Genomic DNA, 16,860 nt, shown 5'->3' on the forward strand with positions numbered 1-16,860 from the left:
TGATTTATCAAGGCTCCTGAGCAAAGAGACCCAGCGAAACATGAATTTAGCGTTATCTTGGACCATAGGTTACCGATATTGGCGTGCACGCAAAGCCAACTCCTTCGCCTCTTTTATTACCCTTTTTGCCGTGTCAGGCATTGTACTTGGTGTGGCAGCGCTGATCATTGTCAGCTCTGTGATGAACGGCCTCGAAGGTCAATTAAAACAGCGTATTTTAGGCGCAGTGCCGCAGTTAACCGTGTATAGCGAACAGGATATGGCGCAGTGGCAACAGGCTGCGGCTAAGCTAATGCAACTGGATGATGTGGTCGCGGTGAGCCCCAGTATCTCGACTCAGGCGATGTTGCAGTCGCCGAGCAACATCAGCGCGGTGCAAATTTATGGCATCTACCCCGAAATAGAACAACAAAATGTGGCCTTGATGAACCCCCGTTTTCATCGCTCATTAGCGGTATTAACGCCGGGCGATTACCAAATCGTGCTGGGCGCCGAATTGGCTCGCCGTTTAAGCGTTTCTCCAGGAGATAAAGTCAGGGTGCTCAGTGGTGATGGCGTGGTTTATTCTCCCTTAGGACCTGTGCCAAGCCAACGTCATTTTTACGTGGCGGGTGTGTTTGAGATGGGCTCGCAAGTCGATGCTAATTTGGCCTATGTACACCATGACGATGCCCAGCGCGTGATGCGTCAACAAGCTGGAGAGATCAAACAGTTAAGGTTATATCTGCGTGACCCGTTTAACGCTTCGTCTATTCAACCACAAGTGGTGGCGGCTTTTGCCGAGGATGGTGTTAGCGTCACCACCTCAGATTGGCGCGATAATTATGGCCATCTGTTTTCGGCAGTTAAGATGGAAAAAAATATGATGTCGTTAATGCTTAGCCTTATCATCGCGGTCGCGGCGTTTAATATTGTGTCGGCTTTAGTGATGATGGTGGTTGATAAAACCACCGATGTAGCCGTGCTAAAAACCCAAGGGTTACCCACCGCCAGTGTGATGGGCATTTTTATGATCCAAGGCTCGCTCAATGCGATATTAGGCTTAGTGGGCGGGGTATTATTGGGGGTACTTATCACCCTTAACCTTAATAGCATTATGTCGGCTTTAGGCATCTCCATCTTAGGGGCTGGGCAGTCGTTGCCAGTGCAGTTAGCCCTATCGCAGTTGAGTGCGATTGTGATTGGCACCTTGTTAATCACCTTTTTAGCCACGGTTTATCCAGCATTACGCGCGGCCAATGTTCAACCCGCTAGCGCATTAAGGTATGAATAGTAATATGACACAACAGCAAGACAAGAGCTTATTGTTACAAGTTAACAATGTCAGTAAAGGCTACCATGAAGGCAGTATCGACACCCAAGTGCTGCAAGGTGTTAATCTCGATGTGTATCGCGGTGAGCAGCTCGCCATTGTGGGCACATCGGGCTCGGGTAAGAGTACCTTGCTGCATATCATGGGCACGTTAGATCAACCCAGTAGCGGCACAGTGACCCTGCTTGGCGAAGATTTATATCGGCTTTCGGCGGCGCGTCAAGCTAAGGTGCGTAATCAAGATTTAGGTTTTATCTATCAGTTTCATCACCTGCTACCTGAGTTTTCCGCATTAGAGAACGTGGCAATGCCGGGACTGATTCAGGGACGCCCCCGTCAAGAGGTCGAGCAGCAAGCTAAGGCATTGCTGGAACGAGTCGGCTTAAGTCATCGATTGCAGCACACTCCCAGCGAAATGTCAGGTGGTGAGCGACAACGCACCGCCATCGCACGCGCCTTGATTAATCAACCCAAATTAGTATTAGCCGATGAGCCCACGGGTAACCTAGATGCGGCCAGCGGTGAGGCTGTCTACCAACTTATACGCGAGCTGGGTAGCCAGTTTGGTACCGCATTTGTGGTGGTGACTCACGATCCTAAACTGGCTGAGCGCATGGACAGGCAACTGCAAATGCAAGATGGCTTACTTTATGAGCAAAGTCAGCCGCTAAGTGTGGAGAACTCATGAGTCAGATGCTCTCCTTGTGGGTTGGTTGGCGGTTTTACCGTGCGCGTCAATCGAATCGGTTTATCAGTTTTATCTCTTTTGCCTCAACAGCCGGAATCGCCTTAGGGGTGGCGGTATTGATCACTGTGTTGTCGGCAATGAATGGCTTTGAACGTGAATTAGAACAACGCCTGCTGGGCGTCGTGCCCCATGGGGAGCTGACAGGGGTCAATGAGCCTATTCGTGATTGGCCGCAAATCGCCCAAGATGCGCAGCAGATCGCCGGGATAGTAGCCACTGCGCCTTTTGTGCGTTTACAAGGTTTAATCCAAAAGCCGGGCGGGTTCCAAGGGCTCACCGTGATAGGTATCGAGCCTAGCCTTGAGTCCAAGGTGTCTAATATTGCCCACTATATGAGCCCACAAAGTTGGCAGTCACTGCAACAAACGGGTAATAATATTGTGCTGGGCCGCGGGCTTGCCGACAGTTTATCGCTGCAAATAGGTGATAGTTTAAGCCTTTACACCCCTAATTTGAGTGCGAAATCAAATGAGACTAAACGCATTGGCGCGGCTAAAAGCCATCGATTTGTGGTGTCGGGCATTTTTGAAATTGGCGGCGAATTAGATCTAACCACCGCCTATATACCGCTGCAATATGGTGCGACCATTTTAGGGCTTGCTGACGGAGTGAGTGGCGTGCGCATTAAAGTGGATGACGTATTTGCCGCGCCTAATTTGATCCGCAGCCTTGGTTATAGCCAGCAACAATATATGTACCTTTCTGACTGGACCCGAACCCAAGGGCATCTTTATCAAGATATTCAGTTGGTTAGAGCTATAATGTATTTAGTGCTTGCCTTAGTGATCGCGGTGGCCTGTTTTAATATCGTCTCGACCTTGGTGATGGCGGTGCGCGATAAACAGTCTGAAATTGCCATTTTGCTGACCATGGGAATGGCTAAAACCACGGTAATGGGGATATTTATTGTGCAAGGGGCGTTAAATGGCATGCTTGGCTGCCTCATTGGCGGGGTGTTAGGCGTCACTATTGCACTGAATTTAAGCACGATTGCCAGCAGCATTGAGCAACTCTTAGGTATACAACTGCTGTCAGCCGATATCTATTTTATTGATTTTTTACCCTCGCAGCTGTATTGGCCAGACGTGGCGATGGTGATCGCTTTAGCCTTGGTGATGAGCCTTATTTCGACCCTGTATCCGGCGTGGAAAGCCAGCCGTATTCACCCAGCGCAGGCTCTTGCTGGGCGTTGAGTTTAAGGTCAACATATAGAGATAAAACAAAGGCATTGGTGCAATTAAGTGCCAATGCCTTATTTTTTGCTGGTGCTTAGTACCATGCTTTTATCGCTTATCGCTTATCGCTCAATACTGTCGTTTCTTTCGCTTCCACTTGAATAAAATCGAGTATTTCCACAAGTTGTGAACCACAAAGTACCCTAAGGTGGCAAAAATGATCGCAAATGCCAGGCATCCCACTAGAAAGGGCGGGCCTATGGTTGAAAGTGAGGCTTCAATCCATTGCCAGCTGGCTTGAAAGGCAAACTCTTGTGGCGGATGGCTGAGTAATTTGGCACCAAAAAGATAGGCGGCGTAAAACATAAAGGGCATGGTAATGGGGTTTGTCACCCAGACTAAGGCTACGGCGATGGGCAGATTACAATTAAATATGATGGCTAACGCCGCCGCTAATACCATTTGAAAGGGCATAGGGATCCACGCGACAAACAGACCTACGGCAAATGCCATTGGGGCCGAGCGACGATTAAGCGCCCATAAATTGGGTTTATGCAACAACTTCCCAAACATCTGCAAGTGTTTATGATTTCGCAGTGTTTCTGGTTTTGGCATAAATCTTTCGATGATTTTTTTTGGCATAGCTTAGGTTTGCAGTCTTAAATGATTCAATATGAATCCATTTATGTTCGGTTACTGTGCCACAGTCATCACGGCACTTCTCTGGCCCTCTCTACTGACAACAACCCAAGCTTGGTGCTGTGTAGCGGCCGCTATTATTATCATTCGCTGGTCAAAACTCTTGGCAGGCGGTGTGTTTGCACTCGCTTGGGTAAGTTTGTTTAGTCATCAGTTATTAGCGTTTGAAACGAGTAATGATGATGCCACGATCTCAGTGAGGGCGGAAATCATATCACTAGTTCAGCGAAACAGCGACCAGATAAGTGTCGATATTCGCGTGTTAGACGATAATTCTTATCTCTTTTTTAATAAATTTATGCGTTTAGAGTGGCAAGTCTCCGACCCTGTAAGCCTAGGCGAGGAGTGGTTACTCACCCTCAAGCCTAAGTCGATTTCTAGCCCACTGAATCAAGGGGGCTTTAACCGCCAGCGTTATTACCTTGGTCATCATATTATAGGTAAAGGTAAGGTGGTTGCGGCGCAGCAATTACGCAGTGCCAGTGGTTTACGCTTTAAACTGATTGAGCGACTGCGTCAGCAGGTGAGCCATTTAGCCAATGGTGACTTGATGTTAGCCTTGATGCTCGGGGATAAACAGCAGGTAAGTGAAGCGCACTGGCAAGGGTTGCGCCAAAGCGGTACCGGGCACCTTATTTCTATTTCAGGCTTGCACCTGTCGGTGCTGGCGCTGTGGTGTGTGGGGCTCGCGCGTTATGCGCTCAATCGTTGGCGCCTTGCGCCCTCAATGACTAATTGGCATCTAGCAGGCATCATCGCTTTGGTGATGTGCAGCTTTTACGCCTATTTGGCGGGATTTGCCCTACCGACCCAGCGCGCCTTAACTATGCTGTTGTTAGTGATAGGGCTAGGAATGCTGCGCCGTTTTTCAGCCCCGTTTGAGCGTTTGTTGTGGGCGCTGTTTATTGTGTTAGTACTCGATCCTTTAAGCATTATGAGCGCCGGATTTTGGCTCTCTTTTGGGGCGCTGGCGATTATTTTGTGGTTTGCCCACCGTCAGCAGAAGAGGGGGAGTAGCATTGATGACCATGAAACAGATAGCTGGCGAGGTTATAGGCAAGGGCTTTGGCAAAAACTGGCTCAACTTTGGTCAATTCAGTGGCGCCTAAGTCTGTTGCTGGGCTTACTGCAAGGCTTGCTGTTTGGCGGTATTGCACCCTATTCATTGCTCTTTAACTTAGTGTTTGTGCCTTGGTTTAGTGTGGTGGTGATCCCCTTAACCTTTGCTGTGATGCTGATGTGGGTTTTGGCTGACCTTATACTAAGCAGCATAGGTTTAAGCAGCTTAAGTAGCTTGAGCATGGGGCCTCTGCTGAACTGGTTAGATAGTGCCATCACGCCACTCACGGCGAGTTTCTCTCTGTTAGGTTCATTGCCTTTAAACTGGGTAGCCTTGCCAGCGAATATCGCGGTAGCACTGATATTTGCCTTATGTGGGCTGTTTTTGCTGCGGCTGTTATACGCAAGCACCATTCCCGCGCTAACAATGCACGCTTATTCAAATGGCCGCTTAAAGCATGCTAGCTTTGATGAGCCCGTTATGGGTCATTCAAGCGGTAAGGCGGCTCGCGTCAGCGCCGCCAAGTTATCGGTAAGTGCTGTGATTGTGGTGGGTATCTTATTATTGCCTAGCCTATTATTGCTGCTCACCCCTTGGTTGACTCAATACGACAAGCGTTGGGCGCTACATTTACTCGATGTTGGCCAAGGCTTAAGTGCGGTGGTGATTAAACAAGGCCGCGCCGTGGTGTATGACACTGGCGCCGCCTTTGGTAGCCAATTTAGTTATGCCAAATACACGGTTATTCCTTTTCTGCAGCAGCAGGGGATTACTGAGGTGGATTACTTATTTCTGAGCCACGGCGATAACGATCATGCCGGTGGCGCCGATGTGCTAGTACACATGTATCCGCACACTCAAGTGGTAACCGATCTTGATCATCATGGTGCAATCGCTTGCCGCCCACAACGTTGGCATTGGCAAGGGCTGGTTATTACCTTGCTTGGACCACTGCAGCCCCAGCAAGGCAATAATGGTTCCTGTATTGTGCGCGTCGGTGACGATACACATCAAGTGTTGCTACCTGGCGATATTGAAGTTGAAGCCGAGCAGCAATTAGTTGAACGAGCCAAGATATTGAGTTTGTTTATGGCGGATATGAGCCAAGGCAGTGCACCGCGCGGCTATGGTGTGAGTGATGACGTTACTAATAGTTTTAAAAATGGCGTTAATAACGGCAACGGCTTTGATGATGCATCTAAGGACCAAGCGAGCGGCAGTTTTTATGATGGGCTGCGCAGCAGCATCTTAGTCGCCCCTCATCATGGCAGTAACACCTCGTCGAGCGAGGCGTTTATCCAAGCCGTCTCACCCGCTGCTGTGCTGTATGCGGCTGGCTTAAATAATCGTTATGGATTTCCTAAGGCAAAAGTGATTGAGCGCTATCAAATGGCCGAGGTTGAGCAATACACTGTGGGGCATAACGGCCAGATCAGCGTGATTTTTGACCAAGATAATGTGAAAATAAAAGGCTATCGGTATGATTATGCACCGTTTTGGTATAATCGAACGTTTGAATTTGGTCAGATGCTCAATACAGAGTAGAATGTGTTTCTTTGCACCAACATATAGAATCGTGAATGACAAACTCTTCTAAAAGTGAAGTGAGCACCGTTTTTTTCAGGTTGCTGACTTATCTTGTTCCCCTTAAAGGGGTGCTATTTTTGTCTATCGTTGGCCTAGTGTTATACGGCCTTGTAGACGCAACGTTTATCTATTCGATCACCCCGTTTATCGATCAGGGATTTGCCAGCAATGTGCCAAGCACACCGAGCATAGTCAACGGCGTTGATATGGGCTTAAGTGGCGGCTTCAACTCCGATAATGATGTGCTAAAAATTGCACCCTTTGTGGTGGTTGGCTTATTTACCCTGCGGGGCTTAGCGAACTTCTTATCCACTTATGGCATCTCTTACATCAGTGCGCGCATGATCATGGATATGCGCCAGCAAGTGTTCGAACATTATCTTAAGCTGCCAGTAAGCTATATCGATTCTGAAAGCAGTGGCAATCTGATCTCCAGAGTCACCTATGATACCGAGCAGATCGCCAGAGCCTCTGGCAGCGCGCTGATCACCATAGTGCGTGACGGTATTACTGTTATCGGTATGCTTGGGGTGATGTTCTATAACTCGTGGAAATTATCCCTGTGTATTTTGATTGTCGGCCCCTTGATTGGCGTTGTGATCACTGTCGTTAGCCGCAAGTTCCGTAAGGTGTCTAAACAGATCCAAACGGCCATGGGGGGCGTGACCTCTGTGACCGAGCAGATGATCAAAGGCCATAAAAACGTACTGGTCTTCGGTGGACAAAAAACCGAATCCGCACGTTTTGCTCAGGTGAATAACGAAAACCGCTCACGCACCATGAAGCTGGCCTTAGCGCAAGCGATTAGCCAACCTTTGGTGATGGTGATAGGTTCATTTGCATTGGCATTTGTGCTTTATGCGTCAAGCCTTGACAGTATGAAGGCCGACCTTACCGCGGGTACGTTTGCCACCATATTGGCCGCCATGATGGCGATGCTACAACCGATTAAGAGCTTAACCCGCGTGAACGCCGAGTTTCAGCGTGGTATTGCTGCTTGTAGCACCATTTTTGAAATTTTAGATACGCCAGCGGAAGTCGACACCGGTACCTATGAAACCGATCGCGTCGAAGGCCGTTTACGCTTTGATAACGTCTGTTTTCGTTATAATAACCAAGAAAACTTGGCGCTTAATGGCGTGGACTTTAGTGTTAATCCTGGCGAAACTTTGGCCTTGGTTGGCCGTTCGGGATCGGGTAAATCCACTATTGCTAGTTTGATCACCCGTTTCTATTCCGATTTAGAGTCGGGCGATATCACTCTGGATGATATCAGCTTACGAGACTACAAGTTGGCGTCACTGCGCAAGCAAGTGGCGGTAGTGTCACAGCAAGTGACCTTGATCAACGACACTATTGCAGCCAACATCGCCTATGCCTATCCGGGTGAAGTGAGCGAAGAGAAAATCATCGAAGCGGCTAAACTGGCCAATGCGTATGAGTTTATCGCCGATATGCCTGAGGGTATTTATACCCAAGTGGGTGAAAATGGGGTGATGTTATCGGGCGGCCAACGTCAACGTATCGCCATTGCCCGAGCCATATTACGTGATGCGCCGTTATTGATCTTAGATGAAGCGACCTCGGCGTTAGATACCGAATCGGAAAAAGCGATTCAGGGCGGCTTAGATAATTTAAAGCAAAACCGTACCTCGATTGTGATTGCTCATCGATTATCGACGATTGAGAATGCCAACCAAATCTTAGTCATAGATCAAGGCCGCGTAGTAGAGCGCGGCTCACATGCTGAGCTGCTGGAAAAACAAGGCATCTATTACAACTTGTACCAAATGCAATTTAGTAGCTAAGTCGATGCAAGGTTTTGTTAATCGCCTCTGGTACGCTAAGGCAAATGTGGGTTATCGACTGCTTGCCTTAGCCTTGCTGCCACTTTGTGGGTTGTTTTACCTGGTGACGGCCACTCGGCGTCTATTGTTTCGAGTCGGCATAAAGTCAGCGACTCAGATGCCTGTGCCGGTTATCGTGGTCGGCAATATCACCGTTGGTGGCAGTGGCAAAACGCCCACCGTTATCCACTTAATTGAGCTACTACGTCGCCATGGCTATCGTCCCGGTGTGGTGAGTCGTGGTTACGGTGTGCAGTTTAGCGGCGTTAAGTCGGTATTACCGGGCATGCCCGCCCGAGAAGTTGGTGACGAGCCCGCGATGATAGTGGCGCGAACCCAAGTGCCTATGGTAATTGGAGCCAAGCGAGTTGAAGCCTGTCATGCCCTGCTGCAAGCACATGATGTTGATATCATCATCTCCGATGATGGCCTACAGCACTATGCGCTGGCCCGAGACATTGAACTATTGATCCTCGATGGTGAGCGCCGTTTCGGTAATGGTTATCTGTTACCCGCAGGCCCGCTGCGAGAAGGGCGCTGGCGTCAGCAGGCGGTTGACTTTACTTTAGTTAATGGTGATGAGTGCCAAGAGGGTGAATGGTTAATGCAACTGCATGCAGCTCAGTGGCAACCAGTTAAGCCCCCACAGGGCGATGGCTTATCGGCAGCGGCATTTAGCGTTGAATCACAGGCGGTCGCCATTGCTGGCATTGGTAATCCTCAGCGTTTTTTTAATACCCTAAACCAGCTGGGGATCTCGACGCAAAAGCAACATGCATTTGATGATCACCACCCGTTGACCTTAGCCGATATCGATACCATTGCCTGTGGTGCACAGGTCTTGATGACAGAGAAAGATGCGGTTAAATGTCGCGAATTTGCAAAGCAAAACTGGTGGTATCTGCCGGTAGATGCCAAGATAGCTCCACAGTTCGAACAGCAGTTGATAGCTCAGTTACAACAGCGTAAATCAGTACAACAAGGAAATTCAAATGGCGTTTGATAAGAAACTTTTAGAGATAGTTGCCTGCCCAGTTTGTAAAGGCAAACTTGAATATAATAAAGCTAAACAGCAGCTTATCTGTAAAGCTGATCGTCTCGCTTATGCAATAGATGACGGGATCCCGGTATTATTAGCCAATAAAGCCGAGCCGTGAACCGACGAGGCTTAATCTGCCACAGGCGCGCTTGTACAGGCGCGCTTGCTTTACTACTCATCTGTTATCTTGTCCCCATTGCCTATAGTTACAGCAGCTAAACGGCGATATATTGATTTTCTCTAATCGACTGCCCATAATCCCCCCTCAGCCTAATCGGAGTTCAACGTGTGACTAAACCTGCTATACAAGCTGTTATCGATAAAGTGTTAGCCGACAATAAGGGTAAGCGGGTGGTCAGTTTCGATGTTGAAGGCCAGACTTATTGGTTGAAGCAACCTGAGCGCTTAACTGGCGCCATGCGATGGTTAAAGTCTCAGCCGATGCAGTCGTTTCAACTTGAAATTAGCACACTGCAAAGCTTAGCCGCGAAAGGCGCACCTGTGCCTGAATTAGTGAGTTTTGGCGATGACTACCTAGTGGTCGCCGATGCAGGTATGCCTGTCAACGGTCTGTTGGCCGATAGTGATGACCCACAACAAAAATTACAGATTTTAAAAGACAGTGCTAAAGGCTTAGCCCAATTGCATCAAGCCGGTTTTGCCCATGGGCGCCCAGCCCTGCGTGATATCTGCTGGCAAGAAGGTCATATCACCTTTATCGATTTTGAAGCCAACCAACAAGATAAAGATATGGCGCGCCAGCAAGTACGTGATCTACTTGTGTATATCCATAGTCTGTATCGTTATTTAGGCGCCGAGCATCAGCTGATAAACCCTGCATTAGCCCATTATCGTCAATGCGGCGGCGAAACGTGCTGGCGTTATGCGCAAAAACGTCTCTCGCCTTGGCAATGGTTAGGGCAACTTTTATGGCCATTTCGTTACAAAGGCGGCAAAGATCTTAAGCCTATGTACTGGGTGCTTAAAGCCTTTCGCAGTAAAACACACTAAGCCCTATATCATCCTCTTGGATGATCTCTCCCCTAAGCGATATCGGCGCCAACGAGTACCTCAACTGACTAACGACTTACCCACGGGGTAAAACGCTGTGCGCGCTGCTGTGCCTTGCTCAGTGTGATGCTGGCTTGGTGTCGCAGGCGATATAGCGCCTGATAACACAGTGGCACCAGATAGAGGCTAGTGATGGTGGAAAAACTCAAGCCGCCGATGATGGCGATGGCCATAGGTGCGTAAGGCGGGCCACCGCCACCGAGTTGGGTGTCACCCATTGCCAAGGGGATTAAACCTAGCACAGTCGTCGCCACCGTCATCAGCACCGGACGAAGGCGGGTGATGCACACCTTGTGTATGGTATCAGGCAGTTGTGATAATTGCGGCGTTTGCTGATTAATTTGATCCACCAAAACGATACCGTTATTGACCACGATCCCCATTAAAATCAATATACCAATCATAGACATAATATCCATCGGCGTGTTAGTTATCAGCAGTGCCCAAAACACACCAGTGATGGAAAACAAGATCGAGGTGATAATGGCTGTGGGCAGCAGCAAGGATTCAAACAGCGCCGCCATCACTATGTAGATCATCGCCACCGCCAATATCATATTGGTGGCCATAATCGCTTGGTCTTCATCTTGGCGCTCAAATCCGCCGCGCAGCGAGTAACCGTATCCTGGAGGAAATGACACCGCCTGCATCACATCTATGATGGCTTGCTGCGCCTCTTCGGTGGTGATGTCGTCAAGGTTAGCGCCAATTGATAATGCCGTGAGTCGCCCGTAATGACGGATAGTATCGAAGCGGGGCTTAATGTTGATGTCGGCAAGGCTTTGCAGCGGATAAACGCGATTGTCGATACGCACTATGGGTAATTGCTTGAGTTTTTCAAGTGAGGTTTGCCACTGCTTTTCATAGGCAAGCTCGATACGCAGCTCACCGTTGGGATCGTGCCGAAATGAGCGCAGAGGCACGCCGCGCAGTGCCATAGATACGTTTTGCGCTAGCTCTGTCAAGCTTAGCCCGAGCCTCGCCGCTAAGGTGCGGTTAAGCTGGATCACTACCTCTTGCTGAGTGCCATTAAGCTCAGAATGGACATCCGTTAGCCCTTTGATGTTGCTTAGTAAGGGGACCACTTGCTCGCTGATATTGATTAAGTCTGATGTTGAGCGGCCCGTTAAGGTGACACGTATGCCGCTATTTTCATCGCCCCAGCCAAATTGCGGCGTAGCGATCGAGAACTTAGGAAAGCCATCACGAATTTGGCGTTTAAGTGCCTTGATATCGATATCCATATCTTCTTGTAGTAATAACGTGGATTGACCGCGATCGGCCGCGTAGTAGCTGTAAACTGAATCGATATAAAACGCCTCTTTGTTGGCGTAGAGATAGTCCTCCATGCGGTTTATCATCGCTTCAGTGACGGCTAAACTATGACGCCCATCGACTTGATAATTAATATAAAGGCGATTATTGCCTTCACCGTCAGATTGATCTTGTTTCACTTGGCTCAGGGGCAGTGCGGTGGAAGCCAAAATAAGCAGCGCAAAGACGCCAGCACGTTTTGGCCGGTGTAAGATCCAGTCAAGGCTTTGCTCATAATAAGCTTGTAAGGTGCTAGTTTTTGGTGTGCTATCTACCTTGAAGTGCAGCTTACTTAGCATCAAGGGGATTAAGGTTTTCGCGACCAGCAGTGATGCGGCCAATGAGATACAAATGGCCACGGCCACATGTTCAAGAAAGATGGTCAACTGCACTTTAACCCCAAAAATATTGGGCAAAAATACAATGGCGGTGGTGAGCGTGCCAGCCAGCACCGCCAGAGCCACCTTGTTAACGCCATTTTGTACCGCTTGCTCTGCACTGGTGTTATTGGCGTGTTGTTTTTCCTGTAATACGCTTTCTGTCACGACCACGGCATTATCAATCAACATGCCGACGGCCAGCAGTAAGCCCATCATGGATAAAATATTTAAGCTGTAGCCTAAAAAGTACATGCCGGCTAAGGTCATGCACAGTGAGATAGGTACCGAGGAGACCACCACCAAGGTCATTTTGAGATCCCGCAGAAACAGGTACAGCACAGCAAAGGAGAGCAGGGCGCCCATTAAGCCGGCCAGCAGCAGATCTGACAATGACGACTTTACCCCATAAGCTTGATCTTCCATGATAAACAGCTTGATCCCTTGAAATTGGGGATCTTGTTTGGCCGCTTCAATCACCTTGAGTACGCGTTCAGAGACATCGACTAAGTTAGCCCCCGACTCCTTAAACACATCTAGCCCTACGGCATAATTTTGGTCCAGATGGCGGCCATCGAGCCGTTCTGGCAGGGCGTAATGGATACTGGCAATATCGCCTAAGGTGATGCCCGGGGCTAAGGCTAAGGCCTTGATCTCATCTAAACCACGAAACTCGCCTTTAGGCGATACTTGATACACCTTATCATTGGCGCGTATTGTGCCGGCGCTGACAATAAAGTTCGCTTGGCGCAGGCGCGCTTGTAACGCGTTAAGGGATAGGTTGCTGGCAGTGAGCTTATCGGCATCGAGCCTTATCTCTATCTGTTTTTGCTCCACGCCATATAGGGTCACTTGCGATACCCCCTCGATCCGCTCCAAGGGCCTTTTTAACTGTTTATCGAGCAGATCAAAGGCGCCAGAGAGTGCACGGTCGCTGGAAATTCTCACCGTCAGCAGTGGCATATCGGCGGTGGAAAACTGCCTGATAAACACCCGCTCAACATCTTGGGGCAACAGGTGGCGTACGGCATCGACCTTTTCTCGCGCTTCTAGGCTTTTCGTTGCGACGTTCTCGCCCCATTTCATCCGCAGTTCAATCTCGGCGCCATTTTGCGATGAGCGCGATCTTAACTCCTCAATCCCGCCCATGGTCGCCAGAGATTGCTCTAAAATATTGGTGATTTCCCGCTCCACTTCGCTGGGGGTCGACCCCTTATAGGGCACCTCAATCAATACCTGAGGAATATCAATACCGGGAAACATCTCCAGCGGTAACAGACGGCTGGAGGCAAGGCCGAACAGTAAAATGGCGACAAAAAACATGCTGGTGGTCACGGGACGGGCAATCGCTAAGCGGGTGATATTCATTGTGCCTCTCCCATGGCTGGCGCGGCTGGTGTAGGCTCAGGTTCTACTTGATACTGCTTACGGTCAAAGAGTGAGTAAAGGGCTGGGATCACCACCAAAGTTAATAAGGTGGCAAGGCTCAAACCAAAGATGACGGTTATCGCCATAGGCGCACGCACTTCACTGCCATCACCCAGCCCTAATGCCATCGGGGCAAGCCCCAGCGCGGTGGTCATGGTGGTCATGATAATAGGGCGCAAACGGGATTTGGCCGCTTGTTCTATCGCCTGCGCTTTTTCTATGCCTTGCTGGCGCAGTTGATTAATTCTATCCACCAAGACGATGGCGTTGTTGACCACTATGCCGGCCAGCATGATAAGGCCAATAAATACCACCACGCTTAAGTGGGTTTGTGTAATGTATAAGCCTAATACACTGCCGCCGACAGCCATGGGCACGGCAATCAAGATAAGTAGCGGATGGATAAGGGATTCAAATTGACTGGCCATCACGAGGTAGACCAAAAATATGGCCAGCACTAAGGCGATTTGCAGTGATTTAAATGAGTGTTCCATCTCTTCATTTTGGCCGCCAAAGCGGATCTGTATGGTGCTTGGTATGGTTTGCTGGCGTATGAGCGCCTTGGCTTCTGCCACTGCCTCGTTTAAGTCACCAAAAGCCAAGTTTGCCGAAACAATGGCCACACGTTGCTGACTGATGCGATTAATCGCAGACGGCCCCAAGTTAAGCGACACCTCAGCCACAGCGCTCAGTGGAATGGGCTGAGCGCTGTTGGGGTTGATTATCATCGAATCGATATCGCTTATCTGGTTACGCTCTTCAATATGGCTGCGCACCAAGATATCAATTTTACGATCTCGCACTGTGTATTGGCTGGCGATAGTGCCGCCAATGCGCTGGGCGATGCGGTTAGCAACCGTTGGGGCATCCATCCCTAAGGCGGCAAGCCGTGCATGATCGAAGCGAATACTCAGCTCGGGTTGGCCATCGCGCAGGCTGGTGTTGAGATCGGCAAAACGTGCAGACTCAGATAGCGTGTTAACTAGGTTATCGGCTGTGTGTTTTAACTGGGCTAAATCGTAGCCAATCACTTCGATTTCCAGCGGCGTTTTAAAGCTAAACAATTGAGGGTGCTCGATAGTGGCATTGAGCGCTGGAATGCGCATAGCGGTGCTTCTGAGCGCTTGGCTGACCGCAATAAAGGCATGGTGATCGGCTAATACCACTTGTAATCGGCCCCAGTTTTCGCCGCCGCGAGAGGTGTCGGATGTCATTAACCCCCCGCTACCGGCTTGACTATAAGTGTGTTTAACATCACTGCGGTCTTTAATCGCCAAGGCGAGGGTTTGCAGTACCTTGTCGGTTTCGCTCACCTGAGTCCCTGGGGGTAACTCGATCTCTAGGTAAAATTCGCCTTGCTCCATCGCCGGAATAAGCTCCATGCCTAAACGAGGCACTAAAGTCATGGTGCTCGCAGTAATGACCATGGCAATAACGACAGTAAGCCTGCTCCGTTTAAGCGCAAAAGGGAGCAAACCATGATACGCCAGTTCTAATAGCTGATAACCACGATTAAATAACTGACTGATGGGGCGCATAATAAGACCGATTAACCAAGCAAGCACCCGAGTGAGCATTAAGACTAAGGTCAATATTAGCGAGGGTAAATAGCTAAATAGCAGTACAAATGGCAGCGAAAACACTGTGGTGGCGTAATGTTTCGCTTTCGCCATCTTGGTGTCCGCCAGCGGCTTTTTAGCTTGGGGCAATAGCTGTGGCAGGGCGCTAAAGCCTTTACGCGAAGCGAGCATAGGGATGGTGGTTAATGCCACCAGTAATGAGGCGAGCAGGGCAAAAGTGACGGTTAACGCTTGATCAGAAAACAGCGCCCCAGCGACCCCGTCGACAAAAACCAAGGGCACAAATACCGCCAAGGTGGTTAGGGTCGAGGCAAAAATAGCGCCAGCGACCTCTTTGGTGCCAGTCACGGCCGCGTCGAGTTTACTCATGCCGAGTTTTTTACAACGGTCGATGTTCTCCAATACCACAATCGCGTTATCAACCAGTAAGCCTACCGCCAGTGCGATGCCGCCAAGCGACATGATATTGAGGCTGATGTTGGCAAAATACATCATGTTAAAGGTGGCGATAACCGAGAAGGGGATAGAGATGGAGATAATCAATGTGGGCAGGATATCGCGTAAAAACAGATAGATCACTAACATAGACAACAGGCTGCCCAGTAGGGCGGCCATGGTCACTTCACTGACCGCGCTTTCGATAAATTCTGATTGATCGTAAATGACTTGCAGCTGAGTTTTTTCGCTGAGCTTATTGAGCTTTTCCAGTTCAGCTTTGATGTTGCGCGCAACCGCGACCGTATTAGCATCACCTTCTTTATAGATAGCCAGCTCGATAGATTCTTGCGAGCCGATGCGGGTGATGTCACTGCGATCTTTGTGGCTGTCGATAATGTCAGCGATGTCTGACAGTCGCACCAATGTGGTGTTATCACGGTAGATGATGATCTGCCCGAGATCTTGCAAGGAGTTAAATTGATTTAGGGTGCGCACCAGATATTCTTTCTCGCCTTGCACCACCTTACCAGCGGATAAGTTAATGTTTTCAGAGGCTATGCGCTCACGTATGGTGTCGGCGTTAAGATTAAGTTGGTTTAACTTTTGCTGGTTTAATTGAATATGAACCTCTTGCTCTAGCCCGCCTGAGAGCCTAACCGCCGCGACACCGCTTAATGCCTCGAGCTGGCGTTTGAGCTCCTCTTCTGCAAAGGTGCGCAGCTGTTTGAGCTCAATGGGCGTAGCCTCTGGTTGCGATAGGGCTAAACGTACAATAGGGTCGAGGTTAGGGTTAAAACGCAGTAATAGGGGTTTATTGACATCGAGTGGCAATGCGATGGTGTCGAGTTTTTCGCGCACATCGAGACTGGCCATATCCATGTCGGTGCCCCATTCAAACTCAAGCACCACATCTGACATCCCAGAGCGTGAAATTGAGCTGATTTTACGCAGCCCTTTGACAATGCCAGCAGCTTCTTCGATGGGTTTTGAGACTAACTGCTCAACTTCAACGGGCGCAGCGCCGTTATATTGTGTGCGGATCGTGATGGTCGGGTAACTCAGGTCTGGCAGTAGTTTTACCGCAAGGCGAGAAAAGCCCACCATACCAAATAACAAAACCGCCAACATGAACATCCATACCGAGACAGGACGCTTGACTGATGTAGTAATTATCGACATAAGCTC

General features: G+C 49.3%; 11 protein-coding genes. 8 read left to right on the forward strand and 3 right to left on the reverse strand.

Annotated elements, in window-relative coordinates:
* Positions 1-40: 40 nt before the first annotated feature.
* From AC0VXX_RS07300 to lolE, 3 genes are read left to right on the forward strand one after another with little or no spacing between them, the layout of a single operon-like run.
* On the forward strand, positions 41-1,273 hold the full coding sequence (locus AC0VXX_RS07300; RefSeq protein ID WP_475516556.1) for a lipoprotein-releasing ABC transporter permease subunit: 1,233 nt from the start codon (positions 41-43) through the stop codon (positions 1,271-1,273).
* A 4-nt stretch (positions 1,274-1,277) separates the two neighbouring features.
* A complete protein-coding gene (lolD, locus tag AC0VXX_RS07305) occupies positions 1,278-2,000 on the forward strand; it encodes a lipoprotein-releasing ABC transporter ATP-binding protein LolD (protein WP_475516557.1) in 723 nt (240 codons plus the stop codon).
* Complete coding sequence (gene lolE, locus AC0VXX_RS07310; protein ID WP_475516558.1) at positions 1,997-3,253, forward strand: lipoprotein-releasing ABC transporter permease subunit LolE; 1,257 nt, start codon at positions 1,997-1,999, stop codon at positions 3,251-3,253. The genes lolD and lolE overlap by 4 nt, the downstream gene beginning before the upstream one ends.
* A 111-nt stretch (positions 3,254-3,364) precedes the next feature.
* Here lolE and AC0VXX_RS07315 read toward each other — a convergent pair whose 3' ends face one another.
* A complete protein-coding gene (locus AC0VXX_RS07315; protein WP_475516559.1) occupies positions 3,365-3,877 on the reverse strand; it encodes a DUF2062 domain-containing protein in 513 nt (170 codons plus the stop codon).
* Positions 3,878-3,908: 31 nt separating this feature from the next.
* Here AC0VXX_RS07315 and AC0VXX_RS07320 point away from each other — a divergent pair, with 31 nt between their 5' ends.
* The 5 genes from AC0VXX_RS07320 to AC0VXX_RS07340 all read left to right on the forward strand — a co-directional run bounded on the left by AC0VXX_RS07320 (position 3,909) and on the right by AC0VXX_RS07340 (position 10,478).
* On the forward strand, positions 3,909-6,539 hold the full coding sequence (locus AC0VXX_RS07320; RefSeq protein WP_475516560.1) for a DNA internalization-related competence protein ComEC/Rec2: 2,631 nt from the start codon (positions 3,909-3,911) through the stop codon (positions 6,537-6,539).
* Positions 6,540-6,574: 35 nt separating this feature from the next.
* Positions 6,575-8,389 carry a lipid A export permease/ATP-binding protein MsbA gene (gene msbA, locus AC0VXX_RS07325; protein WP_475516561.1) on the forward strand — a complete coding sequence of 605 codons (1,815 nt, stop codon included), beginning with the start codon at positions 6,575-6,577 and terminating at the stop codon, positions 8,387-8,389.
* Positions 8,390-8,393: 4 nt separating this feature from the next.
* Entirely contained in the window at positions 8,394-9,431 is a 1,038-nt protein-coding gene (gene lpxK / locus AC0VXX_RS07330) for a tetraacyldisaccharide 4'-kinase (RefSeq protein ID WP_475516562.1), read from the forward strand.
* A complete protein-coding gene (locus AC0VXX_RS07335) occupies positions 9,421-9,585 on the forward strand; it encodes a Trm112 family protein (protein ID WP_475516563.1) in 165 nt (54 codons plus the stop codon). Before lpxK ends, AC0VXX_RS07335 begins: the two co-directional genes overlap by 11 nt.
* Before the next feature lie 170 nt (positions 9,586-9,755).
* Complete coding sequence (locus AC0VXX_RS07340; RefSeq protein WP_475516564.1) at positions 9,756-10,478, forward strand: serine/threonine protein phosphatase; 723 nt, start codon at positions 9,756-9,758, stop codon at positions 10,476-10,478.
* Positions 10,479-10,546: 68 nt separating this feature from the next.
* Here AC0VXX_RS07340 and AC0VXX_RS07345 read toward each other — a convergent pair whose 3' ends face one another.
* Positions 10,547-13,597: an efflux RND transporter permease subunit gene (locus tag AC0VXX_RS07345; RefSeq protein WP_475516565.1), complete on the reverse strand. Its 3,051-nt coding sequence runs from the start codon at positions 13,595-13,597 to the stop codon at positions 10,547-10,549.
* Entirely contained in the window at positions 13,594-16,854 is a 3,261-nt protein-coding gene (locus tag AC0VXX_RS07350; RefSeq protein WP_475516566.1) for an efflux RND transporter permease subunit, read from the reverse strand. Before AC0VXX_RS07350 ends, AC0VXX_RS07345 begins: the two co-directional genes overlap by 4 nt.
* Positions 16,855-16,860: the final 6 nt, after the last annotated feature.

Source organism: Shewanella sp. QJM3NY_23, from assembly GCF_056173105.1.

Bases quoted from the DNA above. Each gene is read 5' to 3' on its own strand.
- AC0VXX_RS07300 (WP_475516556.1), top strand. From the start codon at position 41: ATGAATTTAGCGTTATCTTGGACCATAGGTTACCGATATTGGCGTGCA.
- lolD (WP_475516557.1), top strand. From the start codon at position 1,278: ATGACACAACAGCAAGACAAGAGCTTATTGTTACAAGTTAACAATGTC.
- lolE (WP_475516558.1), top strand. From the start codon at position 1,997: ATGAGTCAGATGCTCTCCTTGTGGGTTGGTTGGCGGTTTTACCGTGCG.
- AC0VXX_RS07315 (WP_475516559.1), bottom strand. From the start codon at position 3,877: ATGCCAAAAAAAATCATCGAAAGATTTATGCCAAAACCAGAAACACTG.
- AC0VXX_RS07320 (WP_475516560.1), top strand. From the start codon at position 3,909: ATGAATCCATTTATGTTCGGTTACTGTGCCACAGTCATCACGGCACTT.
- msbA (WP_475516561.1), top strand. From the start codon at position 6,575: ATGACAAACTCTTCTAAAAGTGAAGTGAGCACCGTTTTTTTCAGGTTG.
- lpxK (WP_475516562.1), top strand. From the start codon at position 8,394: ATGCAAGGTTTTGTTAATCGCCTCTGGTACGCTAAGGCAAATGTGGGT.
- AC0VXX_RS07335 (WP_475516563.1), top strand. From the start codon at position 9,421: ATGGCGTTTGATAAGAAACTTTTAGAGATAGTTGCCTGCCCAGTTTGT.
- AC0VXX_RS07345 (WP_475516565.1), bottom strand. From the start codon at position 13,597: ATGAATATCACCCGCTTAGCGATTGCCCGTCCCGTGACCACCAGCATG.
- AC0VXX_RS07350 (WP_475516566.1), bottom strand. From the start codon at position 16,854: ATGTCGATAATTACTACATCAGTCAAGCGTCCTGTCTCGGTATGGATG.